Origin of the sequence: Halobacillus karajensis, from assembly GCF_900108515.1 — a bacterium.
In the GTDB taxonomy this organism is placed as follows: domain Bacteria; phylum Bacillota; class Bacilli; order Bacillales; family Halobacillaceae; genus Halobacillus; species Halobacillus karajensis.
In genome coordinates, this window is record NZ_FNWW01000001.1 from 307,477 (window position 1) to 332,322 (window position 24,846).

The following is a 24,846-nucleotide window of genomic DNA, read 5'->3' on the forward strand; positions in this document are numbered from 1 at the left end:
CCTCCAACCTCTCATCACTGTTAACGCTTACAACAAGACGTTTAATTTTCTGCCAACACTTTTCTAGCAACCAGCAGACGCTGAATCTCGTTTGTTCCCTCATAAATTTTCGTGATTCTTGCGTCTCTGTAAAAACGTTCAACTGGATATTCACCTATATATCCGATGCCCCCATGAATTTGCACGGCCTGATCAGCAACCTTATTGAAGACTTCAGACGCGAACAGCTTCGCCATCGAAGCTTCCTTGATCACTTTTTTACCTTCATCCACCTTTTCTGCCGCCATCATCGTTAAGGTTCGTGCCGCTTCCGTTTCCGTTGCCATATCCGCTAACATCCATTGGATCGCCTGATTGTCAGCAATAGGCTTACCAAACTGCACTCGTTCCTTTGCATAGCTGGCCGAAAGTTCAATCAGCTTGTCACAGGACCCCACGGCTCTAGCCGCAAGTCCGATGCGTCCTTCACCTAAAATTCTCAAAGCATTGATGTATCCCATTCCGACTTCACCTATCACATTTTCATCAGGGACCCTACAGTCTTCAAAAATGACTTGAGCTGTATAGGAACCTCTTAATCCCATTTTTTTATCTTTCTTTCCAACGATTAGTCCGGGGAAGTCCTTCTCTATTAAAAAGGCTGTAATTCCTCCTTTGGCACCCTTTTCTCTATCGGTCAAGGCGAAAACTGTGAACACATCGGCTACAGGAGCATTCGTGATGAAGTGCTTGGTTCCATTCACCACCCAGTGATCCCCTTTCTTCTCCGCTTGTGTGGCTAGATTCGTTGCATCAGACCCTGCTCCTGGTTCAGATAAAGCGAAAGCGGCAATCTTCTCTCCCGTTGCCATATCAGGTAAGTATTTCTGCTTCAATGGTTCAGATGCCAGCTTGACCAATCCGGTACTGCCGATACCTGTGTGAGCACTGATAAGGGAAACAAAACCGTTATGGGTTCTTCCCAACTGCTCTAAGACAATCGCTTTACCAACAGCATTGAGGCCGATCCCTCCATATTCCTCCGGGATACTCATCCCAAACAAGCCAAGTTCTTTCGCTTTTTCTACTAAATGAGGGGGAATGGCATCCTCCTCTTCAATTTGCTGGGCATATGGTTCCACTTCTTTTTCTACGAAACTACGAATCATCATCTTCATTTGTTCTATTTCATCTGTAATCGTTGCCGTCATTTGTAACATCCTTTCGTATTTTGGTCTTCACCTCTATACCAAGCAAGTTTCATGCCAACTTCATCTATTTTTAAATAAACCATAAAAAAAAGCCTGCAAATGCAGACCATCATGAAAAGGAGATTTTAATATTTTTATAGATAAAGAGGATACACCTGGACATTTTTCTACTTTTGATTCAAAAGTGAATCATAAAATAGATAAAATCATTAAAATTGATTCATTTTTGAATAGCGCGATTCAAAAATGAATCACGTCTTCAGTACAGAGGTCTTATTTTGTTGGTCGTTCACGAAATTTAAGACACTGTAGATCGACTGAAGAGCTGGTATTTGAACCCCAAGTAACGCTCCCTGCTTTGTGATATACCCGCACATGGCCTCGACTTCCATCCGTTTTCCTCGAAGGCGATCTTGCAGCATGGACGTCCGGTGTTGTCTGGCCATTTCGGCACGAGAGAAAATATGGGAAACGGTGGCCTCGGGTTCAACCAGAATTCCTTTATGTATCGCTACATCAATGACCTCTCTACAAATGGTTTCTGCCGTTTTCCTCAGCTGATCATCATCCAGGATTTCACCTACCCTTGCTCCAGAAATAGCCGAAAGGGGGTTAAAGGTAGCATTCCACAACAATTTATTCCATTTTCTCACTCGTATATTTTTGGATTGAACGGTGTCCACCCCCGCTTCTTGCATAAGTGAAACCACAGCAGGTGCAAAGTCTGTCGAAGGGTCGAGTGCTCCAAGCACCAGCTTTACTCTTCCTTGTTGACTGACCTTCCCAGGCTCATCGACAGCGGCTTGAATATAAGTAACAGCCGATAATACGCGATCAGCCCCGAACACATCATTCAAGATTTCTTCATTATCCACACCATTTTGCATCGTCATCACAAGCGTTCTTTCTTTGATAACAGCCTTCAATTGCTGCGCCATCTCTTTTGTATCGTTCGATTTTACACAAAAGAGCACAAGATCAACATCTCCTATGGCCGCTACATTATCCGTGAATATGCCGTCAACTAAAAACTGCCGTTCTTCTTCTTGAATCACTAACCCCTGCCGGCTCATAGCATGCAAGTGTTCTCCTCTGGCTAAGAACGTCACCTCATGTCCAGCTTCAGAGAGTCTACCTCCAAAATAACACCCAACTGCCCCTGCTCCAGCTACTCCAATATTCATTCGATCACGCCCCCTCTTGGAATCCGTAAATGGTACTTCCTAAGCTTTCTTACAACAGTCGGTTGACTCGTCTCTAATGCTTTGGCAATGTCATACGTATTTTTGTACTTTTCTACAGCCAGTTTCAATACTTTTTCTTCCGCTAGTTCTGCGGCTTCTTTTAAAGGAAGGATAGAAGATGGCATAAGGTCGACGTCCGTCGTGTCTTGGTATTCAGGAGGAAGGTTCTCCATCCTGATGATATCCTCCGGAGTCGTCACAACCAGTCTCTCAATTAAATTGGACATTTCTCTTATATTCCCTGGCCACTTGTAAGAAAAAAAGAAGTCATTCACTTTTGAATCAATCCGCTTACTCATGTCATATTTTTCGTTCGCCTGTTTCAAAAACATCTCCATTAAGGGAAGGATATCATCCCGACGATCTTTCAAAGGAGGAATCGATATCGGAAGAACATTCAGTCGATAGTATAAATCTTCCCTGAACTTTCCCTGCTCTACCATTTCTTTCAAATCACGATTTGTTGCCGCAATAATACGGACATCGACTTTTCTGGGTTTTGTCCCCCCGATACGCTGGATTTCATTTTCTTGCAATACCCTTAAAAGCTTAACTTGCAATAGGAGAGGCAATTCTCCAATTTCATCTAAAAAGAGCACTCCTTTATCAGCCATTTCGAACATCCCAGGCTTTCCCTTTTGGCTTGCTCCTGTAAAAGCACCTTGTTCATAACCGAAAAGTTCAGATTCCAGTAGATCATCAGGGATTGCCCCACAATTGATTTTTATAAATTCTCCTTCGCTGGAACGTGCACTTTCCTTGAAAATATGCTTGGCAAGAATATCTTTCCCTACCCCTGTCTCCCCTAAGATCAACACGGTTGCATTGACATGAGCAATTCTTTCCGCTGTATCATAGATTCTCTTCATTGGTTCACTTTGGATGACAAGGCCTCCTAATCGAGACGTTCTATTTTTCAAGAGGTCGAGTTCCTTTTTGTACTTGTCATTCAACTGATTCATTCTGCTCAACTTCGTTTGGAGTTCGTTCAGATCTGATAGATCTCTGATATTGGTGACGACTTTTTCAACGGCCCCCTCTTCATTAAAAACGGGAGCTCCTGTAATCAATGTTTCTTTTCCCTCATAGTTCTCTTGCACGAGGGAAACGATCCGGCGTTGCTTGACGACTCGGTGGGTAACAGAATTCTTCAGGATCCCCCTTTTGATCAAAGCATCCACGCTTTTTCCAATATAATACTCTTTTGGAATCCCTGTAATTCTCTCTATCGCTGAATTCGTTTTCCATGTAACCCCTTTATGGTCGGTGATATAGATGCCGTCATACGAATTCTCTATAATAGCATCCAGCTCACGGGTCAGTCTTTTTAACTCTTCATTTTCATTCTTCAAAGCTGATAATTCAGAGGTTTCTGTCCCAACAAACAGGTGGGTTTCATCCTCTTTGGTGGAACTTTTGATGAATACATATCTTTTTTTCCTATCTTCAGCCAAAATCAACTTAGATGTCGGCTTGACATCCCAAGTAGGAAAGGTTTCTTTAATACTTGTTCCTTTGACCAATGGCTGTTCTATGTTGGTCTCCATTTGTTCATTAAAGGAGAGAATCTTCCCTTCTTGATCAAGGATGATAGCTGGAAGGGGAATTTGTTCTACCAAATCGATCAGAACCACGATTTCATCACCTCTTTTTTATGGGGTTATTTTAAGTCCTGGTTTTGATGTTCAGGTAAAATACATCCACCATCAAAACAAGCCATATACCGTAATGGCAACAATCAAAATACTCACTAAGCTCATTACATAGGTTCCATTCCAGCGAAACCCTATCGTCAGTCCATTCCGTTGTAAGCAATGGCTGACAATGATATTGATGGCATTCAGAGGGCATAAGACGGCTGTCATCGACCATGCCATGATAAAAATCAACGCCAAAAATTCTGGTGACATCCCTACACTAGCGGCAGACACCTGACTCGCCAAAATAGGAATAACCACAATCTGATGGACACCGATGAAAGCAAAGAACAAAACAATCAAAAAGATTATCAGAACGAATAACAACAAGGATTGTTCGGCAAACTCCATCAAGAAGGCCTGCAGTTGATCAGCAAAATCTGTATTCCTGAGGGCGAGGCCGAATAACCCCGCACTTAAAAACAGAGTGATTTCATGATCCATTTGTGAAATTTTTTTTAAGTAGCCATTAAATTCAGCCGCTAATCCCTTCCATTGGTGAAATACCCCTGCCCATAAGAAAGGGACAAAGACCGCAATCAGACTGACGAGCGTTAACATGGATATTCGTGTGATCGATTCAAGAATCAATAAAGAGATAATCATTGCGACTAGCGTACAAAGGATTTTCAGCAAATTTATTCGGTGGACTTGGTCGTTTTCAGCCTTAGCAGATCGATTTTCCCTCGCTCGCCTTGGGCGTCCATAAATTTTTTTAGATGACTGTTTAAACAACAAATTCCCAATCAGTAATTGAAGGATGGCGACCGCTAAACCGAGCCCAATATATTGGTTGAACTGACCTCCGACTTCATGTAAAACTATCGCTACAGAGGCAAAGTAAGGGGACCATAGCATAGACGATGTAAAACCGATCAAATAAGATTTCCCCAGAATCATCGGATTGATCCTCAATTTTTCGACCATTTCGTGCACAATTTTCACAGACCCCATATTCAAAATTGGACTGATCAAAGCAAGAAAACTAGAAAGACCAAAGAAAGCAAGCCTGGGCTGACCCTCCCACTTTCTTATAAAATGCTTGATTGAATGAAAGTAACCGCCCGCTTTTAAAGGAATGGAAAGCAAAGGGACCAAAATAATCAATGCTAGAAGAGGCAGGTTTTGTTGAATGCCTTCAAGACCTGCCTCTAATGGAGCTTCTTTGGTATGCACATTGATCAAAATGGCCAGCAAGAAGAGGGTAAGTGTAATAAACCTTGCTACCCCTCGAACGGTTAGGACACCCAAAAAATAGACAACGAAACAAAACCCTGATAACAAATAAAAAAGGAGTGAGTTGGGAAAGAAAAAATACAGAAGATAGCACACACACATCGCCAATATGAACCCTGACTTCCAAGTACGTAACGACACCATAGGACCCGTTACTTCACTTCTTCCTTTGCGTCTGAATAAGGCCAAGCTGGCAACATCTTAGATAACGGTTTATCTGAGCGATATCCGAGAAGATATCCTGCTTGCATGACCGTATGAATTTCTCTTGTCCCTTCATAAATAACAGGAGCTTTGGAGTTCCTTAAAAAACGTTCGACAGGATATTCATTGGAATAGCCATAAGCACCGTGGATTTGTACAGCATCATTTGCCGCTTCATTGGCAAAGTCACATGCTTGCCACTTAGCCAACGACGTCTCTCTTGTATTCCGCTTCCCTTGATTCTTCAATTCTCCTGCCCGGAAAACGAGCAGCCGAGACATTTGATAACCGGCTTCCATTTTTGCAAGCATTTGCTGCACTAGTTGGTGTTTCCCAATCTCCTTTCCAAATGTTTTTCGCTGATGACAATACTTGATACTTTCCTCCAGACAAGCAAGGATTTGACCACACGCACCTGCGGCAACAGTGAAGCGTCCGTTATCAAGGGCAGCCATAGCGATCTTGAACCCTTCTCCCTCTTCTCCAAGCAGATTTTCTTTTGGTACCTTTACCTGATCAAAAAAGAGTTCCCCCGTATTTCCAGCTCGGATGCCCAGTTTCCCTTTGATGGCTTTTGAAGAGAAGCCCGGCATCGTCCTCTCGACAATAAAAGCTGAAATCCCTTTATGTTTGGCATCTTTATCTGTATAGGCAAAGACCAAAAAGTGATCGGCATGGTCGCAGAGGGAAATCCATGTTTTTTGGCCATTCAAAATATAGAAATCCCCTTCTTTTTTGGCCGTTGTTTGTAATGAAGCGACATCAGACCCAGCATCGGGCTCCGTCAACCCAAAAGCACCGATTTTCTCTCCCTTGGCCTGGGGAATGAGGTACTTTTGCTTTTGAGCTTCATTCCCCCATTGAAGCAGGGACATACTATTTAACCCTGTATGCACAGAAACAGCTGTCCGAAAAGCCGTATCTCCTCTTTCTAGTTCTTCACATACAATGGCAAGGGTATTGTAATCCATCCCACTTCCTCCATATTGTTCCGGAATACAGACCCCCATTAAATCCAAATCAGCTAAACGTTTCATGATTGAAGGTTCAAAATGACCTTGCTCATCCCATTCTTGGATATAGGGATTGATCTCCTGATCTACAAATTTCCTGACAACTTTCTTCACCATTTCCTGTTCCTCTGTCAATTCAAAATTCATCGGTAGACCCTCCCCTTTTGAAAATTCTGTGTGATTAGATGTTCTCCTCCTTACTCGACATTAATAGTGACCACTCCCCCGTCTTCAACAGCTGCAATTCGTAGATTGGTTGTGAATCCGCCATTCTCTCCAATCTCTTCAATCGTGTAAACTTGTTTGTCTTCCGGTAAAGCATCAAGCCCCTCTTGCATATGAGCACGAATGGCTTCGGGATCATCAACAGAGCCTGCTGCCTTCATCGCTTCCATGAATGTATACATGGCTACATAATGATAACCTGCTTCAGAACCAGGATTCTGCCCATGTTCTTCTTTGTATTTTTCTACAAATTCGGCCGTTCCAGGGTAATCAGAGTTGATTAAAGGGGTTACACCGACAGAGCCTTCCAAGTCTTCATACGAGCCTGTCACACTCTTCATTTCATCAAGCTTGGCTTGGTCCATAACAATGAATCCACCTTCAAAACCCAGCTCTCTCGCTTGTTTAGCTACTTTCGCTGTCGGTTCAGAAGGACCACCAATGAATAAAACATCGGGCTCTTCTTTCAACGCATTCGTAACCAACGTGAAGAAATCTGTATCTTTTGAGAAGTCGATGGAAGAATTATAAACGACTTCCCCCCCTTGTTCTTTCCAATATGGTACAAGCGCTTCTGTCCAATCCTTCCCATATTGAGAAGCAGTCGGAAGGGCAGCAAGTTTCTCCCCATGGTTTTCCATCGCATACTTCGTGAATGGCTCTAAGTAACCATCATAGCTCGGTGGAATTCTGACGGTCAGTTCATTTCCTGCTTCCGTGGCATCCGGCTCACTGGTATAGGCACCAATCAAAAAGTTCTCCTTCTCATTGAATACTTGCATCGCTTTGATTCCTCCACTGTGAGGAGAAAAGATGATCGGTGTCTGGTTTTCCTGAAGCAAACGTTTGGCGTTAGCTGCTGTTTCATTCGGTAAATATTTATCATCCAGGGCAACCACATTGAATTTATAGGTTTGTCCATCCACTTCGAATCCGCCATTATCGTTGATTTCTTCCACAGCCATTGTCAAACCGTTCAATGTCCGTTCACCATAGTAAGCTGCTGGTCCACTTAATGGCCCGCTGTAACCAATGTTGACAACTTCTTCTCCTTCCTCTACTTCTGGTGCTTCCGTGCCCGTTTCGCTCTCATTCCCGCTCTCGCTAGCCGCCTCGTTCGAAGGATTATCAATACATCCTGCCATCATCAACAATAACGTCGATACCAACAAAAAAACTGATAACTTGATCACATTCATTTGAGTTCCTCCCATGGTTTGGTGTTTTTCCCAACCTTGATTAAATGAGCCTTCCCCTTCAGACAACATTTATCTTCAAGCCCCAATATAAGCCCTTCGAACCGTATCATTGGCTAACAGCTCTTCAGAGGATCCTTGGACGACAATCGAACCACTTTCGAAAACATACCCACGATTCGCTATCTTCAAAGCTGCAAAAGCATTTTGTTCCGCTAACAGAACTGTCGTTCCATCTTGATTGATCTTTTGGATTACCTCGAACATCTGCTCCACGATCAACGGAGCTAAACCAATCGATGGCTCATCCAGCAACATCAACTTCGGTTTTGACATCAGCGCCCGACCGATCGCCAGCATTTGCTGTTGTCCACCACTCAGCGAGCCTGCTGCATTCTCTCTTTTTTCATGTAAAATTGGGAAAAGCTCCAACACTTCTTCCAATGAGCGGTTGACTTGCTTCCGCTTCCTCCGATGGATATAAGCGCCCATGATTAAGTTTTCTCTGACTGTCATTTGCGGAAAAAGCTTCCGATCTTCCGCACACTGCACAATGCCTGATTGAACAATTTTATCCGGGGCTGCACCCTGAATGGGGGTCTCTTCAAACAAAATGGTTCCCGAACTCGTTTTTTGCAGCCCGCTGATCGCATTGAAGATCGTACTCTTTCCTGCACCATTAGAACCTAGAAGAACGACCAGTTCCCCTTCCTCTACTGTGATATCCACCTGTTCGACAGCAGTAAAACCCCCATAATCAACCGAAACGCGTGATAACTCAAGCACTCGCATCCCCCCCTAAATACGCTTCTATAACAGCCTGATTATTCATAATTTCCTCAGCTGTCCCCTCTGCAATTTTCTCTCCATAATTTAACACCATAATCTTATCTGCGAGTGCCATAATCATCTTCATCTTGTGTTCAATCAAACAAACCGTAATTTGCTGTTCAACCATTTTTTCCATCAGATCAGCCAACCCTTCCGTTTCACCAGGGTTGATGCCGGCTGTAGGTTCATCCAAAAAAACGATCTCCGGATCTGTAGCCAGAGCCAAGGCGAAAGCCACGCGCTTTTTCTCTTCCTGAGTGATACTGACTGCAAGCTGGTCACGTACATGGGTCAATCCGACAAAATCCAGTACTTCCATCGCTTTATCTCGACACTTCTCCTCTTCCCTTTTGAACCGTTTCGTTCTTAAGACCGCATCCAATAAATTTGACTCGGTTCTTAACCTATGACCGACGATCACATTATCAAGCACCGTCGATTGTTCAAAAAGATTCGTCGTTTGAAAAGTCCGGGCGACCCCAAGTCTGGCGATCTTATTAGGCGGGAGTTTCGTGATGTCTTTCCCTTTGTAAAAAATTCGACCGGATGTAGGCGAATAAGAACCACTGAGAAGATTGAAAAAGGTGGATTTGCCAGCCCCGTTCGGTCCTATGATTGCATTGATTTTTCCTTTTTCAATGGTGAAATCTACTTCGTTGACAGCAACCAGCCCACCGAACGTCTTTGTAAGTTTCTTTGTTTCGATCAGCACTTTCATCCCTCCTTAATCTTTTTCTCCGTTTCTGTGGATTGGGTATGGACATACGTTTGCTTCCGATTAAGTTGTTGCTTTTTCTTTGCCAAACTTTTCATCCGCCAGTCATGGTAGGCCCCGACGATTCCTCGCGGATAAAAAATAATTAATAACGTCAATAACGGTCCGAAAATCAACATACGATAGTCTTGTAAAAATTGAAGAGACTGAGAGACGGTGACAATGAGAAACGTTCCTACTATTGGACCTGCCAATGTACCAATCCCGCCGACCAACAAATACGTAAGCAAGTCAAAGATGATCGTAATGTAACCGATATCCGGTCCTATGAACCGAATGAAAGAGGCATAAAGGGCACCGGCAAGGCCAGCAAAAAATGTGGAGATAACGAATACTAACAATTTATTTTTCATCGTTGATATACCGATGGTTTGAGCCAAATCCTCACTATTTCGTATAGCAATAAAGGTACGTCCAGTCAGAGAATGGATGATTCGATACATGACAAGTACTGTGAACAATAAGAAAAATAAAATGAGATAGTATTGAGAAAGAGGAGTCTGAAAGGATATTGGACCGACACTAGTGGGAGCAGGGATTCCGATTAAGCCACGGACACCACCTGTTAAACTATCCCACTTATCAATGACTAGATAGATGATATATCCGACACATAACGTATAGATCGCGAAAAAATGCTCCCTCGTCCGTAAAGCGACCAAACCTACGACTGCACCAATGGCACTTGTCAAGAAACAGGCGAGAACAAGCGCGATCCAATAGTTAAGACCAGCCTTGACTGTCAGCAACCCCAAAGTATAAGCACCAATGGCGAAAAAACCGGCATGGGCAAGAGATAAATACCCTGTATAACCTGCCAGTAAATTCAGCCCATACACGGCTATCATCCAAATGAAGGCAAGCGTCAAGATGTGGAGAAAGTACTCATTTTGTGAAACAAATGGGAAGAGAATAGCAGCGAGTATGAAACCGATGATCCATCCCCTTTTTTTGAGAAGTGATCCCAATTAGAATCCCTCCCTGGAAAACAGCCCTTTTGGCTTGATTGATAAAATGACCACAAGCATTAAGAAAGCAATAATATCTTTGTAGTCGTTCGATAAATAAGTAGCTCCCAAGCTTTCCGTAAAACCGAGGATATACCCTCCTAGAATGGCACCTGGCACACTGCCCATCCCACCAAGAATAATAATGACAAAAGCTTTCAATATGACGAGATGTCCCATCCCGGGAAAAACGAGGTTGATAGGTGCAGATAAGGAAGCTGCAATGGCTGCTAACCCACCAGAAATCATGAATGTCAGCATGGCCACTTTATTCGTATTGATCCCGACGAGGTGGGCTCCTTCTCGGTTTTGAGCCATCGCAATGATCGTTGAACCGATGTATGTCTTTTTCAAAAACAGAAAAAGCAAAATCATAACAACAATCGCTCCGATATTGATCAATACTCGTTGCATCGTAGCTGTCATACCGAACAGGTCGATGACTTGACCGTAAGGCGTTTCCATCGTCCGGTAGTCTGCGCCCCATATCAACTGAGCAAAAGCTTCCAAAAACAACAGAATCCCAATCGCTGCAATTTTGTCATGAATCGGGGGCGCATTTCGGAGTGGATGGAAGACAAGCCTGTCCATGATCACCCCAAGCAAGCCAACCACAAGGACGGAAACAGCCATCGCTATCCAATAATGGACCCCCCACAAAAGCATTAGAGTCAACGTAATATAAGCGCCAAGCATATATAAGGCACCATGGGCGAAATTGGGAATATGCAAAATTCCATAGACAAGGGTCAGCCCGAGAGCGACTAAGCTATACACACTGCCAATCGTCAACCCATTGAAAAGTTGCTGAGTTAAAATATCCATGAACCTACTCCTTTAACCTTCATTTTTGAAGCTTTTAGCGCCTTGGATGTGCCAAGACGCTTGAACTACGGTCAGGTCTTCCGGTCGGAGTGAATCTTCTCATTCTCTTGCTCTTGCAGTTTTCTCCATAAAATCTTGCCGCTGTTCGTCGTCGGGAATTCCTTTTTGAATTCGACAATCCTGGGATACTTATAAGCAGCCATCCGCTCTTTGGACCACTCCACGATATCTTCTTCGGTCACTTTCCCTTCATACCCATCATTCAGAATGACGAACGCTTTGATGTTCTCCCCCTTACGTGGGTCAGGAACGCCGACCACACACGCTTGCTGGACGGCTGGATGATCATACAAAGCCGATTCAACCTCTGTCGGCCAGACGTTGTACCCGGAGGCATTAATCATCCGCTTTAAGCGATCAACCATAAAGAAGTAACCTTCCTCATCACAGCGACCGATATCCCCCGTTCGGAAAAAGGATTTGCCATCGATATCGATGAAGGCATGTTCATTTTCCTCTTCACGGTTATAATAGCCGACCATCACTTGAGGTCCATGGACGACAATTTCCCCAATTCCACCTATTTCTACTTCTTCATTTGTCGCTGGATCTATAATCCTCGCATCAACATCAAAAGATGGAATGCCGAGACATTGCAGCTTAGGTCGATCAGGCGGATTGAAATGAGTCTGAGCAATCGTTTCCGAGAGTCCATACCCTTCTACAAATTCCAGGCCTGTCATTTGATAAAGCTTTTCGCCTAAGGCTTTAGGAAAAGCAGCTCCTCCTCCTGAAATGGCGTATAAGGAACTCAGATCTTCAGATTTCACTTCGGGATTGGCAAGAAAATCAACAAGCATTGTACTGATTGTCACCCAGTGGCTGCATTTCTGATCACGGATCAATTGCCGAGCGGTTTCACGATTCCACCTTGTCATGACGACGATGGTATTCCCACTGAAAATCGGCATGTGCATACTATGAACCATGCCTGTCACATGAAAGAAAGGCAAGGTAGCCAGTGACCTAGAGTCCGTCGTCGCTCGTGCCCAGTAGAAAGCTCCCATAATATTGGCCTGGACTGTACGATTGGTATGCATACACCCTTTTGGAAGGCCGGTCGTTCCGGACGTGTAGGGTAAGACTGCTAAATCGTCTGGAGAAACGTTTCGATCCTCAGTCTCTGCCCTGACATTTCTAACATCCGTCCATGAATGGATACGGTCATCCTCAAAAGTAAACCTATGCGCTGCGACTTCCGGAGGCAAAAATTCATCATGGTCTTCCCCCTTATAATCGGAGTAAGCAGCAACCACTAGATCGTTTAACGTTGTCTTTTCAAGGAGAGGAATGACCACATCAGCAAGTTCTTGTCCAATGATCGCTGTTTTAATGGAACAATCTTTTATATAAAATTCGAGCTCCGTTGTCTTCAACATTGGATTAATGGGGACAACGACACCTCCAGACTGTAAAATCGCATAATAACCAATGATGAATTGGGGGGAATTTTGCATAAATAGCAGCACCTTCTCCCCTTTAGCGACATCCAAATACTGCTGAAGATAGCCGGCTAACTGATCGACTTCCTCCAATAACTCGCGATAGGTCAAGGTTTGACCATAATAATAAACGGCATCGTGATCCGGGTATCGAGTCGCCGAAACCCTCAGGTTCTCGTAGATAGACGTTTCAGGAACCGTGATGGACTTCGTCAACTTCGGCCAAAACTCATAATGTTTCGTGAGCAAGAGACCACTCCTTTTCATTGAATTAACCAATCTTTTGTAAGCGTTATCACAGATGATTAAAAAAACGGTAGACTATTTGATTAACCAACCTCCATCGACAAGCAGGTCGGAACCTGTCATATAGGAAGCTTCTTTTGAAGCAGCAAAGGTGATGACTGCGGCAATTTCCTCAGGCTTCCCGATTCGCCCTAAGGCTGTATTTTTTTGTATTGCTTCTTCAAAACGCTTATTTCTCAACCCTTCCTCGGTCAGCGGCGTTTCTGCAAATCCTGGAGAAACGGTATTGACACGGATGCCATAAGGAGCAAATTCCAACGCTAAAGACTTCGAAAAATTGATGACCGCCGCTTTGGAAGAACTGTAGTGTGGAATCTTTGCGCCTGCTTTATGGCCAGAAAGGGATGCAACATTGACGATCGCTCGATCCCCCTCTTGCCCTTCCTTTTCACTCGCTTTCATCATCACACGACCGAGGGATTGCGATACGAGATAAACACTTTTCAAATTCGTATTCTGGATACGGTCCCACTCTGTTTCTTCCATTTCCATTATGGTAGATTTCCCTGATGTACCCGCGTTGTTCACAACAACATGCAAGTCTCCATATGTGCTTTGAACAAAATCGGCAAGTTTATGAACCTCTTTTTCTATCGTTACATCGGTTCGAAAGATATCCGCTGCTGGCTCAGTTAAGCCTTCGTTGATCCGTTCTGCCACTTTTTCCAATTTGGAAACCGTTCTACCCACTAAGACGACTTTTCCACCCTCTCGCGCCAGTTGCAGAGCGGTCTGTTCTCCGATTCCACTCCCGGCACCTGTTATCACAGCTACCGTATCTTCAAATCTAGGCATATGATCGACCTCCTTTCTCCTCTAGTTAAATGCTAGGTGTTGTTCCAATAACGCCCTAAGTTCATCAGGGATGGGCTCGCTCTTTTGTTTTTCATAATTGAAATGAACAATCGTTGCCTCTGCTTCAGCAATGATCTTACCTGTTTCCCTATCATGAATATGGTGATTAAAGCGAAAACTTTTGTTTCCAATGTTCGTAATCCAGGATTGAATGGCCAATTGTTGTCCAAAGTAGCCTTGACTGACATAATCACATTTCGTTGAAGCCAAAATGAAACGACCAACAGAATCCAAGTGTTCAGGAAAGTGATCACGGAAGAAATTCCCTCTTGCTTCCTCTAAGTAAATAAAGTAACTGGTATTATTCACGTGACCAGCCATATCGGTTTCACAAAATCTCACCCTTACATCTACTTGATGGGTCAATGATCCTCCCCCCTTCCGACCGGTCAGTATCTTAACCAGATGGCCCATTTGAAAGGGGCCAACCGATCAATCCGCCTTTTTATGGATGCCATTCAAAATCATTTCGAGGTAAATCGTTGTCAGCTCGTCTGCAGAAATGTCCCCTTCAGGATCGAACCAATAGTAGCTCCAGTTTGTCATACCGAGAATGCCGCGTGTGATCATATCAGGGTCCATATCAGCCTGGAATTCACCTTTTTCGATCCCTTCTTCGATGAGTGTTTGGAAGTTTTTTCGAAACTGGTCTCTTTTCTTAACGATCTGTTCCAAATAAATCTCCCCGAGGTTCCGCATCTCTCTGAAAAAGATGCGGGCACTTTTTTTTCGATCCTTGATGCTGTGAATAATCATGAAGATCATCGCTCGCAGCTTCTCCTGGCAGTTCCGGGATTCATCATGAAGGATTTCTTCCTGATTTCTCAATAAAAATTCAATGAAATTTAAGTGAATATCTGTCAAAAGCTCCTGCTTATTTTTAAAATAGTAATAAAAAGAACCTTTCGTTACATCAAGCGCTTCTACAATTTCTTGAACGGATGTTTCTGTGAAACCCTTTTTATCAAATAGATGAATGCTAGTATCTAGTATTTTTTGTTTCATAGATTGACGTTCCTCTCGTTTTAGGGATGATATAACATTATAACATTCCTAAAGTCCCCAAAAGCGACGAAATCAGATCAGTCACGCTCTAGGATCATGGCAATCCCTTGCCCTCCACCTATACACGCAGTAATCAATGCGTACCTTGATTGACGTCGCTGTAATTCATAGATCGCTTTGGTTGCGAGGATAGCGCCAGTCGCCCCCAGAGGGTGACCGTGAGCAATGGCTCCACCATTGACATTGACCTTTTCCATGTTCATGTTCAACTCTTCCTGACATGAAAGGACTTGAGCAGCAAAGGCTTCATTAATTTCAATAATGTCGATATCTTCAAGGGTAAGGCCAGTACGTTCCAAGACTTTTTGTGTCGCTGGTACTGGACCGATTCCCATGATATTCGGGTCGACCCCCGCTACCGTGCAGGCCCTTACAGTTGCTAGCGGTGTTGCTCCAACTTGTTGGGCTTTCTCTCTCGACATTAACCCAAGTGCCGAGGCCGCATCATTTAATCCAGAGCTGTTGGCAGCCGTCACAGACCCATTCTCCTTGAATGCAGGAGGGAGTTTGGCCATCCCTTCGATCGTAGATTGTGGTCTAGGGTGTTCATCTGTTTGGAAGACGATCGGATCTCCTTTTCTAACCGGAATCGTTATAGGTACAATTTGTTCGTCAAACCGCCCCTCTTCCATTGCAACCGCCATTTTTTCCTGGCTGCGTTGGGCAAACTGGTCTTGTTTTGCTCTTGGGATTTCATATCGCTCAGCCAAATTTTCTGCCGTGATTCCCATTGGTGGATCCCCGATTTCCTTCGGTGACAATTGGGATTTTCTGAACTTTGGAGGAGACGGGCTATAAGGGCGTTCGGGACGGTCCATCAAATAAGGAGCACGGCTCATGCTTTCCGTTCCACCTGCGATATATGCCTCACCGCTTCCGGCCTGGATAGCTTGTGCCGCTAAATAAATCGCATTCAAACCTGACCCGCACTGCCGATCCACCGTCAATCCCGGGAGGCTGACCGAGAGGCCCGCCTGCAAGGCCGATAACCGCGCAATATTTCCACCACCACTTAATACGTTTCCGAAAATGACATCTTCAATCATGCTTGGTTCTATTCCTGAGCGTGATACCGCTTCTTTAATCACTTCTGCTCCTAAGACGTGCGCAGGTATGGTCGCCAATGCGCCTCCTTGCTTTCCGATCGCCGTCCGGACTGCTGATACAATAACAGCATCTCTTTGAGTCATTCTTCCACTCCTTTCTAATCTTTACATCGCGTGTGTACCGCCATCGACAATCATGACATCCCCTGTGATATGGTTCGATGCAGCAGAGCTTAAGAAAATAGCTGCGCCCTTTAAGTCATCTTCACTTCCAAATTTGCGTAACGGGGTCCCTTGTAAAAAAGCCTCCTCCCCTTGATCCATTAAAACCTTGGACATTTTTGTAGGGAAAAAGCCAGGGGCGATCGCATTGACATGAATGCCTCGCGGTCCCCATTTGACAGCAAGATCCTTAGTAAAAGTGAGGATGGCCCCTTTACTAGAATTGTAGCCGATCGTATCCATATACTTCGGATCCGATCCCTTCATGCCAGCAACGGAGGAAATATTGATAATCTTTCCTGAACCTTGTTCCAACATGACTTTCCCTACCATTTGCGACATAAGAAAAGTCCCAGTTACATTGACATTGAACACCTTTTGCCATGCTTCTAGAGGCATTTCCTCAACAGGAGCTCCCCACGTTGCCCCACTGTTATTGATCAGAATGTCAATACGCCCAAAATGATCAACGGTTTGATCAACGACTTTTTGCATCTGATCCCGGTTTGTCACGTCACACTCGAATGCGAGGGAATCGACTCCAAGCTGTTTCAGTTGCTTGCTTACTTCTTGGCATGCCTCCACTTTTCTCGAACAAACGACGACATGGGCCCCTGATTCAGCTAAGCCTTCGGCGATTTGTTTCCCTAATCCTCTCCCCCCGCCGGTGACAAGAGCCACTTTACCTGTCAAATCAAAAAGTTCTTTCGCGTGCATGCATTTCCCTCCGTTCTTGAGATTTAGCAAGTTCATATTTAGCAATCGCTCGCCGATGTACCTCATCAGGTCCATCTGCTAGTCTAAGTGTACGGATATTCGCCCATTTCGCCGCAAGCCCTTGATCCGCACTGACTCCCGCAGCTCCGAACGCTTGAATTGCCCGATCGATGACTTTCAATGCCATATTCGGAGCCACTACTTTGATCATCGCAATCTCTGATTTTGCCTCTTTATTTCCAACCGTATCCATCATATAAGCAGCCTTTAAAGTAAGCAGGCGCGCTTGCTCTATTTCAATGCGGGAATCTGCAATCCATTCGCGAACGACCCCTTGATCAGCAAGCTTCTTACCGAACGCTTCTCGCTCGCTTACACGCTCACACAATTCTTCCAATGCTCGCTCAGCTGCTCCGATTGTTCTCATACAATGATGGATCCGTCCTGGTCCGAGACGACCTTGAGCGATGGCAAAGCCTTTCCCTTCCCCCCATATAAGATTGGATACAGGCACACGGACATCTTTAAACTCAATTTCGGCATGGCCATGCGGGGCATGATCATATCCAAACACCGGGAGCATCCGTTTGATCGTAACTCCTGGCGTATCCAAAGGTACGAGAATCATAGATTGCTGCTCGTGCCTGGAAGCGTCCGGGTCAGTTTTTCCCATCACGATACTGATTTTACAACGGGGATCTCCTGCTCCGGACGACCACCATTTCGTGCCATTAATGACATATTCGTCTCCAACTTTTGTAATACTTGTCTGGATGTTTGTAGCATCAGAGGAGGCCACATCAGGCTCCGTCATAGAAAAGCAGGAACGGATATCACCATTCAAGAGTGGCTGCAACCATTGCTCTTTTTGCTCATCTGTGCCATATCTGACGAGCACTTCCATATTCCCTGTATCAGGAGCAGCACAATTGAACACCTCTGGAGCGATGGCTGAACGGCCCATGATTTCACAAAGAGGGGCATATTCGGTATTGGTCAATCCAGCCCCATATTCACTTTCTGGTAAAAACAAATTCCATAAACCGGCTTCTTTTGCTTTATGCTTCAGTTCATCCAAGACCTGCGGGATTACAGCAAAGCGATCATGCTTGTCGAGCTGCTCCTCATACAACGCTTCATTTGGATAAATATGTTCTTCCATAAATCGAGTCAATTTGACCTGGAGATCTTTCACTTTCTGTGAATATTCAAATTCCATAAGCTCCCCCTTAATATGTAACCGCTTCTATTAAGCGCTTACAAAATGTGACATGACCTTCAATAACATTTTTCCCCTTTTGATTCTTTGCACAGACATCAAATGTCATCTCTTCTTCCTTATTATCATCCACGACTGCATGTAACGTGATGCGATCATTCAAAAACACCATTCCTTTGAAACGGATGGAATAGTCCTGGATGAATCCCTCTTCATAGTAGGGGGTGAATAGTTTTGCAAGATTGCCCATCGTCCACATCCCATGGGCAATTACCCCTGGAAGCCCTGCTTTTTTTGCTTCTTCGTCGATCGTATGAATCGGATTATAATCCCCAGAGGCTCCTGCATATTTAATCAGATCAAGCCTTGAGACAGGAGGAAGGGTGACAGACTCCAGCGACTCTCCTGCTTGTAATTCTCCTAGCAATGTCATACATGCATCTCCTTTCTTACAGCTTCGGTAATGATCACCACCTGCTCTTCAGAGAAAATCATCTTCCCCCCCAAATCTTCTCCGTAACGTTTCACTTTGAGAAACCCCATGTCTCCGCTTTTCCCGCTTCTTTCATAATAATCTTCCACCTCTGCATAACAGAGGACGTCTTCCCCGACGAGCAACGGCCGCTCATAATGATAGGTCTGCTCCCCATGGATCAACCCTTTTTTCGGTAAATCCAGACCTTCAATTTTTCCATAATCAAATATTCGTGGGAAAGTAGGGGGCGCAATATTCCTGGAGAACTTCACATCATCAACGAAAACAGGGTGAGAATCACCAATGGCTTCGGCAAACTTTTTGACCGCTCCTCTCTCAACCTTGTTTTTCACTTTATCGGATCTTTTCCCAATGGCCTGTTTAAACATCAGAAGGCCCTCCTTTTAATTTTTTGGACCGCCAGCGACATACAACACCTGACCATTTACAAATGAAGAATGTTGATCCGCGAAAAATGCCACGGCATTAGCGATATCTTCAGGTTTCCCACTTCGTCCAGCCGGGATTTTATTAATACTTGCTTTAACAAGTTCTTCGAAAGAAATGCCGATCCGTGAGGCGGTCTCTTTCGTCATTTCCGTTTCAATAAAGCCAGGAGCAACCGCGTTTGCCGTAATCCCAAACTTTCCAAGCTCGATCGCCAATGTTTTAGTGAACCCTTGCAAGCCTGCTTTTGCTGTCGCGTAGTTCGCCTGACCACGATTTCCTAGTGCAGAGGTGGAGGAGATGTTGATGATCCGGCCATATTTATTTTCGACCATATACTGCTGTGCCGCACGAGCCGCATTGAAGGATCCCTTGAGGTGAACATCCATTACGGTACTCCAGTCCGCATCTGTCATTTTAAATAGCATATTGTCCCGGATGACTCCGGCATTGTTGACTAAAATGTCGAGAGAGCCGAACCGTTCGTAAGCCTCCTTCACGGCGGCTTCCACTTGGTCGAATTCGCCCACATTCGCTACTTTACAAAAAACATCAAAACCTTCGTCTCTGAACTCGGCTTCCACTTCCTGTAAAGCCTCTTCATTGATATCGATGATGGCGACCTTAGCCCCCTCTTCCGCGAAACGTCTGGTAATTCCTTTGCCGATCCCACGGCTGCCACCCGTAACGAAGGCCACTTGATTTTCAAATCTACCTGCCATGTTCTTCTTCCTCCTTTAAATGACTACCCGATTTTCACATGTCCTTTTAATAGATTACGAGAGATAATCAGACGCTGGATTTCATCCGTCCCATCGTAAATTCTCCAAAGTCTGGCTTCCCGGTACCATCGTTCGATCGGCAACTCTCTGGTATACCCCATTCCTCCATGAATTTGAAGGACACGGTCGATGACGTTATTCCCCATATTCGCTCCATACAACTTCGCCATGGAAGCGTAATGACGGTTATCCTCACCCTGATCCAGCGTAAAAGCTGCATTCAATACCAACCACTTGGCCGCTTCAATTTCAACAGCTGAATCTGCGATTTGCCATTGGATCGCCTGTCGTGTCGCTATGGGCTTCCCAAATGTTTCCCGTTCATTGGCATAATCGATAGCCATATTGAGGAGACGTTCAGCAGCTCCCACCGCACGGGCCCCAACAATCCAACGGGCAAACCCGATCCATTCGAGTCCAAGATCATAACCATGGTTAATTTCCCCTAAGATATTTTCTTCTGGAACACGGACATTTTCGAAAATAAGGGACGCAGGCCCCCATTCTCCCATCGTATGGATATATTCGGACTCCCAGCCCATCGCTCGGTCCACGATAAAGCAGGTCACCCCTTTTCTGCCATGGGAGGACTTATGAAGTTCTTTGTCCGTAATCGCAATTGCCATGACAAAATCAGCTTCGTTTCCACCTGTTATGAATGTTTTCTCACCGTTCAACACCCACTCATCGCCGTCTTTCACCGCGGTCATACGAAGGTTTTGCGTATCTGAGCCCGCTCCAGGCTCTGTCATCGCAAAGCAAGATTTTTTCTCCCCATTGATGGTTGGAATCAAGTATTTTTCTTTTTGTTCCTCATTGCCATAGTACAAAATGTTATCCGCAGAACCTCCGAATTGGAACGGAACGAATGTGCGAGCCACTTCCATCTGCACAATGGCCAGCATCATTTGCCCCAAATCAGCCCCACCATATTCTTCAGGAGTATTAATCCCCCAAAAACCGGCTTCTTTGGCTTTTTGCTGCAATTCTTCCATCTTACCTTCAGGGAGACTTGGTTTTCCTTCTCTTTCGTTCCTTAATACATCATTTTCAAGCGGAATTAATTCTTTCTCCACAAATTTCCGTATCGTCTTTCTTACCATTTCTTGTTCATCGGTCAAACGCAAATGCATACCATCATCCCCATTCTTATTTTTCGTGCAGGGTCTCCCCGATTCCACATACCAACCGGTAGGTATGTTTAATTTTATATTATTGTAAATTTTCTAAAAATACAACAGCTATTAGGAAATTATCCATATTTAATGAATCGATGTGGGAACATCATTCAACGCTTCCTGAACAAATAAAACGAGAGTCTTGCGCTTGAAAGTCTCTTTCTTAAAGAGTGTTGCAAGCAACTTCATGTCTCAAAAGAGACTTTCCTTCCAGGTGATTCATTAAAAAAACAAAAATAACCCGAATAATGGCCTTAAATGGCTATTATTCGGGTATATCGTTCTCATCACTCTATAGGTCTTCCTTATTCCTATGTTACTAAATTATGTCTTGTTTTGCTGTGGAATGAACCCGTTTTTGTCAGGCACTCTTTTCTTCCAGTACCCTGACAGTTTTGCTCCCTCTTTTTGGAATCATATTAAAAACGATATTCAAGACGATTGCCGTCACACTGCCAGCGACGATCCCGTTACTCGTCAAAATCTGGATACTTGATGGAAGTTTAGCAAATAATTCAGGGACAACTGTAACACCAAGGCCCATACCGACCGAACAAGCGACAATCATCGAATTTTCCGTAGAATCACCTATCACTTCACTCAACATTTTAATTCCTTGAGCAATCACCATTCCGAACATCGCCACCATGGCCCCGCCTAGTACAGCAGATGGAATAATTGTCGTCAAAGCGGCAATTTTAGGGATAAATCCCAGCGTAACGAGCATGACACCTGTCACAAAGATGACTTTACGAGATTTGACTCCAGTCATGTGCATTAAACCAACGTTTTGAGAAAAAGCCGTATAAGGAAAGGCATTGAAGATACCACCAAGGAAAATGGCAAGCCCTTCTGCCCGATACCCTTTAGCCAGGTCCTCTTCTTGAACGTTTTTATTTTTCAGGTCTCCTACGGCAAAATACACACCTGTCGATTCAACCAAAGATACCATGGCAACTAAAATCATCGTCAGAATAGCCGACCAGTGAAAGGTTGGCATCCCAAAATAAAAAGGCTCCACCATGTGGAATACGGATGCTTCTGTTACGGAAGTGTAGCTCACTTTCCCCATAAATGCTGCCGCTACAGTTCCAACAATTAAACCGATTAAGATGGATACCGAACGAATAAAGCCATCTGTAAATCGATACATACAAATAATGAAGGCTAACGTTCCAAAAGCTAAGGAAATATTGGTTAGAGAGCCGAAATCACTCGCACCTTCTCCTCCGCCCATGTTATTGATAGCTACAGGAATTAGGGTAATCCCAATCACGGTCACAACGGTACCTGTAACAACAGGCGGGAAAAAACGAACCAATTTACCAAAAAAACGACCGATCACAATAACGAAAACACCAGAAACGAGGATCGAACCGTAAATAGCCGAGACCCCATACTGCCCCCCGATAGCGATCATCGGCCCAACTGCCGTAAACGTACAACCTAAAACGACAGGAAGTCCGATTCCAAAAAAACGGGTGTTGATCACCTGTAAGATTGTCGCCACTCCACACATCAAAATGTCGATGGCTACCAGATACGTCAATTGTTCAGGTGAGAGACCCAAGGCTTCCCCGACGATCAACGGAACTAGAATCGCTCCTGCATACATGGCAAGTAGATGTTGAATACCTAATGCTGCTGTTTTCATACCGTTGCCCCCTCGTTTTTGAAGTCAATTTTTCCACCTTCTAATGAAGCGATCGTTGCCAGCGACTCTATCCGGATATCTTGTTCCCTTAATTGTTTTCCACCTTCCTGAAAACCTTTTTCAATAATGATGCCTACACCAGCAAGCGAAGCATCCGCCTGCTTCACAATGTCCATCAGTCCCCGGACAGCCTGGCCATTTGCAAGGAAGTCATCAAGAATAAGGACCGTATCATCCTTGGAAATATAATCTTTCGAAACCGATATTTCATTGGTTGTATTCTTCGTAAACGAGTGAACCTCTGCGGTATAAAGATGATCGACAAGGGTGAGAGACTTCCGCTTCCTTGCAAAAACAGCGGGAACCCCTAGCGTTAACCCTGTCATCGTTGCCGGTGCAATACCGGAAGACTCGAGTGTTAAAACCTTCGTAATTTTTTTATCAGAAAAACGAGCAGCAAACTCCTCACCGATTTTCTGCATCAACACCGGGTCAACCTGATGATTCAGAAACGAATCAACCTTAACCACCGTGTCAGACAATACTTTTCCCTCGCTCAATATCTTTTGTTCTAGTAATTCCATCCCCATCACCTTTCTCTGTATACAAATAAAAAGCCCGAAATGCTTTTACTTTCCACACCAACTATGAGGAAAGCAAAGCATTTCGGGCTTTGAAAAATCAAAACAAAAGAGAGACTTCCCTAAAATAGGGGCATCCCACCATACTATTGCTTTTTCCATAGTCGGTTCATTTACGGTAAACCGGTAGAAACTTGCAGGCCATATCCCTGCGATTATATGAAAATACGATATATAAATGTTAAGACAAGTATAGCACGAGATTGAAAGATAACAATACCTGCAGGCAAGAATTTTGTCGAAATAAATTTTTCCAGTTTCCCCATTACCTTTATTGTTTCGATATCCTCTATTCTTTGAGCGAAATACGAAACCATCACCGTGCCGTGAACATGCCCCTTCAATCAAATCGCCTGTGTGGTACCTTTCCTATAAAACTATACCTTCTGGAGACAAATCAGATTCTAACTACAAGTAGATCGGGGGCCTTATCAAAAGGAATCCAATGATCTGCTTCTTATCCATTCCTATTTTTCATATAGTGGTATCGTTGATTACCCTTACACATAAATAATAAATAGAAGACTATAAGGGGATGGATGAATGAGAATAAGTTACAGAAAGTGGTCAGAATACCCTTATCCAGGAGAACAAACCCCACCTGAACCCTATCCCGCACCAGCTTACTTTCCAATGTTTTTTATTTTCAGGCAAGGAAACAATGAATTTTCGGATCCTTTTAGACAGCGGATTCATTGGCAAATTAAAAATCCTGATCACATTGACTGGGGAACAGAGCTATCGTTTGTGGAACAGACCTTATCTTCCTTGACACCTCAAAACATACAACTGGCGCAATACTGGGGGAATGCTGAAGCCACTCAGAATATGCTTCCTATGATTTTCAATTTGGCCAAAAAATACAGGATTGGGTCGCCGGAGATTGCCAGAATACTCGGATACTTCCACTCTGCTGTCAACGATGCCTTTGTAATTTCGTGGCATTTTAAATACCTTTGGGATGTGGCACGTCCAAACCAATACGACCAAAACCTAACTCCTATTTTAATTACCCCGCGCTTTCCATCCTATCCTTCTGCTCATGCCACTGTAGCAGGATGTGCGGAATCCATATTAAAGTATTTCTTTCCACCAGAAGCAGAAAGCATAAAAAAGACTATGGAAGAATGCGCTTTATCACGCTTGTACGCGGGGGTACATTTTAAAGTGGATAATGATGAAGGATTAAGATTAGGTAGACAAATCGGTGATATCGTTGTAAACGTACTGAGAGCACAAAATCTCAATCCTTATTAAAGACACGTTTGATGGTAAGACCTATAAAGCAATCTCC

The 24,846-nt window shown here is 44.2% G+C and carries 24 protein-coding genes and 1 riboswitch; of the genes, 1 reads left to right on the forward strand and 23 read right to left on the reverse strand.

Annotation, left to right across the window (positions count from 1 at the left end; translation table 11 throughout):
- Nucleotides 1-41: 41 nt before the first annotated feature.
- The 23 genes from BLW54_RS01475 to BLW54_RS01585 all read right to left on the reverse strand — a co-directional run bounded on the left by BLW54_RS01475 (nucleotide 42) and on the right by BLW54_RS01585 (nucleotide 23,495).
- Nucleotides 42-1,190 carry an acyl-CoA dehydrogenase family protein gene (locus tag BLW54_RS01475; RefSeq protein ID WP_035506362.1) on the reverse strand — a complete coding sequence of 383 codons (1,149 nt, stop codon included), beginning with the start codon at nucleotides 1,188-1,190 and terminating at the stop codon, nucleotides 42-44.
- Between the two features lie 251 nt (nucleotides 1,191-1,441).
- Nucleotides 1,442-2,374, reverse strand: a complete 933-nt coding sequence (locus BLW54_RS01480) for a ketopantoate reductase family protein (RefSeq protein WP_074733053.1) — start codon at nucleotides 2,372-2,374, stop codon at nucleotides 1,442-1,444.
- Nucleotides 2,371-4,068, reverse strand: a complete 1,698-nt coding sequence (locus BLW54_RS01485) for a sigma-54 interaction domain-containing protein (RefSeq protein ID WP_244153456.1) — start codon at nucleotides 4,066-4,068, stop codon at nucleotides 2,371-2,373. The genes BLW54_RS01480 and BLW54_RS01485 overlap by 4 nt, the downstream gene beginning before the upstream one ends.
- A 72-nt stretch (nucleotides 4,069-4,140) precedes the next feature.
- Nucleotides 4,141-5,316 carry a hypothetical protein gene (locus BLW54_RS01490; protein WP_139254056.1) on the reverse strand — a complete coding sequence of 392 codons (1,176 nt, stop codon included), beginning with the start codon at nucleotides 5,314-5,316 and terminating at the stop codon, nucleotides 4,141-4,143.
- Between the two features lie 203 nt (nucleotides 5,317-5,519).
- On the reverse strand, nucleotides 5,520-6,731 hold the full coding sequence (locus tag BLW54_RS01495; protein ID WP_035506369.1) for an acyl-CoA dehydrogenase family protein: 1,212 nt from the start codon (nucleotides 6,729-6,731) through the stop codon (nucleotides 5,520-5,522).
- Between the two features lie 50 nt (nucleotides 6,732-6,781).
- Nucleotides 6,782-8,008, reverse strand: coding sequence for an ABC transporter substrate-binding protein (locus BLW54_RS01500; RefSeq protein ID WP_074733359.1), 1,227 nt, complete (start codon nucleotides 8,006-8,008; stop codon nucleotides 6,782-6,784).
- Nucleotides 8,009-8,083: 75 nt separating this feature from the next.
- Complete coding sequence (locus tag BLW54_RS01505; RefSeq protein WP_074733056.1) at nucleotides 8,084-8,791, reverse strand: ABC transporter ATP-binding protein; 708 nt, start codon at nucleotides 8,789-8,791, stop codon at nucleotides 8,084-8,086.
- Nucleotides 8,784-9,548 (reverse strand): ABC transporter ATP-binding protein, encoded by a 765-nt coding sequence (locus BLW54_RS01510; RefSeq protein WP_074733057.1) that lies wholly within the window; start codon nucleotides 9,546-9,548, stop codon nucleotides 8,784-8,786. The genes BLW54_RS01505 and BLW54_RS01510 overlap by 8 nt, the downstream gene beginning before the upstream one ends.
- Before the next feature lie 2 nt (nucleotides 9,549-9,550).
- The gene (locus tag BLW54_RS01515; protein WP_074733058.1) at nucleotides 9,551-10,579 is read right to left on the reverse strand and encodes a branched-chain amino acid ABC transporter permease; all 1,029 of its coding nucleotides are present in this window, start codon (nucleotides 10,577-10,579) and stop codon (nucleotides 9,551-9,553) included.
- Entirely contained in the window at nucleotides 10,580-11,443 is an 864-nt protein-coding gene (locus tag BLW54_RS01520; RefSeq protein ID WP_035506374.1) for a branched-chain amino acid ABC transporter permease, read from the reverse strand. It lies immediately after the preceding gene.
- Between the two features lie 71 nt (nucleotides 11,444-11,514).
- Entirely contained in the window at nucleotides 11,515-13,194 is a 1,680-nt protein-coding gene (locus tag BLW54_RS01525) for a long-chain fatty acid--CoA ligase (RefSeq protein ID WP_074733059.1), read from the reverse strand.
- 72 nt (nucleotides 13,195-13,266) lie between these two features.
- Nucleotides 13,267-14,046 carry an SDR family NAD(P)-dependent oxidoreductase gene (locus BLW54_RS01530; protein WP_035506377.1) on the reverse strand — a complete coding sequence of 260 codons (780 nt, stop codon included), beginning with the start codon at nucleotides 14,044-14,046 and terminating at the stop codon, nucleotides 13,267-13,269.
- 21 nt (nucleotides 14,047-14,067) lie between these two features.
- Nucleotides 14,068-14,520 (reverse strand): acyl-CoA thioesterase, encoded by a 453-nt coding sequence (locus tag BLW54_RS01535; RefSeq protein ID WP_074733060.1) that lies wholly within the window; start codon nucleotides 14,518-14,520, stop codon nucleotides 14,068-14,070.
- 18 nt (nucleotides 14,521-14,538) lie between these two features.
- A complete protein-coding gene (locus tag BLW54_RS01540; RefSeq protein ID WP_074733061.1) occupies nucleotides 14,539-15,111 on the reverse strand; it encodes a TetR/AcrR family transcriptional regulator in 573 nt (190 codons plus the stop codon).
- Nucleotides 15,112-15,188: 77 nt separating this feature from the next.
- On the reverse strand, nucleotides 15,189-16,361 hold the full coding sequence (locus tag BLW54_RS01545; protein ID WP_035506382.1) for a thiolase family protein: 1,173 nt from the start codon (nucleotides 16,359-16,361) through the stop codon (nucleotides 15,189-15,191).
- A 21-nt stretch (nucleotides 16,362-16,382) separates the two neighbouring features.
- A complete protein-coding gene (locus BLW54_RS01550) occupies nucleotides 16,383-17,156 on the reverse strand; it encodes an SDR family oxidoreductase (RefSeq protein ID WP_035506384.1) in 774 nt (257 codons plus the stop codon).
- A complete protein-coding gene (locus tag BLW54_RS01555; protein ID WP_074733062.1) occupies nucleotides 17,134-18,375 on the reverse strand; it encodes an acyl-CoA dehydrogenase family protein in 1,242 nt (413 codons plus the stop codon). The genes BLW54_RS01550 and BLW54_RS01555 overlap by 23 nt, the downstream gene beginning before the upstream one ends.
- A 10-nt stretch (nucleotides 18,376-18,385) precedes the next feature.
- Entirely contained in the window at nucleotides 18,386-18,808 is a 423-nt protein-coding gene (locus BLW54_RS01560) for a MaoC/PaaZ C-terminal domain-containing protein (RefSeq protein WP_074733063.1), read from the reverse strand.
- The gene (locus tag BLW54_RS01565) at nucleotides 18,805-19,239 is read right to left on the reverse strand and encodes an FAS1-like dehydratase domain-containing protein (protein ID WP_035506389.1); all 435 of its coding nucleotides are present in this window, start codon (nucleotides 19,237-19,239) and stop codon (nucleotides 18,805-18,807) included. Before BLW54_RS01565 ends, BLW54_RS01560 begins: the two co-directional genes overlap by 4 nt.
- A gap of 15 nt (nucleotides 19,240-19,254) precedes the next feature.
- Nucleotides 19,255-20,019 (reverse strand): 3-oxoacyl-ACP reductase FabG, encoded by a 765-nt coding sequence (gene fabG, locus BLW54_RS01570; protein ID WP_074733064.1) that lies wholly within the window; start codon nucleotides 20,017-20,019, stop codon nucleotides 19,255-19,257.
- Nucleotides 20,020-20,042: 23 nt separating this feature from the next.
- Complete coding sequence (locus tag BLW54_RS01575) at nucleotides 20,043-21,212, reverse strand: acyl-CoA dehydrogenase family protein (protein ID WP_035506391.1); 1,170 nt, start codon at nucleotides 21,210-21,212, stop codon at nucleotides 20,043-20,045.
- Between the two features lie 406 nt (nucleotides 21,213-21,618).
- On the reverse strand, nucleotides 21,619-22,911 hold the full coding sequence (locus BLW54_RS01580) for a nucleobase:cation symporter-2 family protein (protein ID WP_074733065.1): 1,293 nt from the start codon (nucleotides 22,909-22,911) through the stop codon (nucleotides 21,619-21,621).
- Nucleotides 22,908-23,495, reverse strand: a complete 588-nt coding sequence (locus tag BLW54_RS01585) for a xanthine phosphoribosyltransferase (protein ID WP_035506392.1) — start codon at nucleotides 23,493-23,495, stop codon at nucleotides 22,908-22,910. Before BLW54_RS01585 ends, BLW54_RS01580 begins: the two co-directional genes overlap by 4 nt.
- Before the next feature lie 138 nt (nucleotides 23,496-23,633).
- Nucleotides 23,634-23,735, reverse strand: a riboswitch (purine riboswitch).
- A 360-nt stretch (nucleotides 23,736-24,095) separates the two neighbouring features.
- On the opposite strand from BLW54_RS01585, the gene BLW54_RS01590 reads away from it, so the two are divergent.
- Nucleotides 24,096-24,809 (forward strand): vanadium-dependent haloperoxidase, encoded by a 714-nt coding sequence (locus tag BLW54_RS01590; RefSeq protein ID WP_074733066.1) that lies wholly within the window; start codon nucleotides 24,096-24,098, stop codon nucleotides 24,807-24,809.
- Nucleotides 24,810-24,846: the final 37 nt, after the last annotated feature.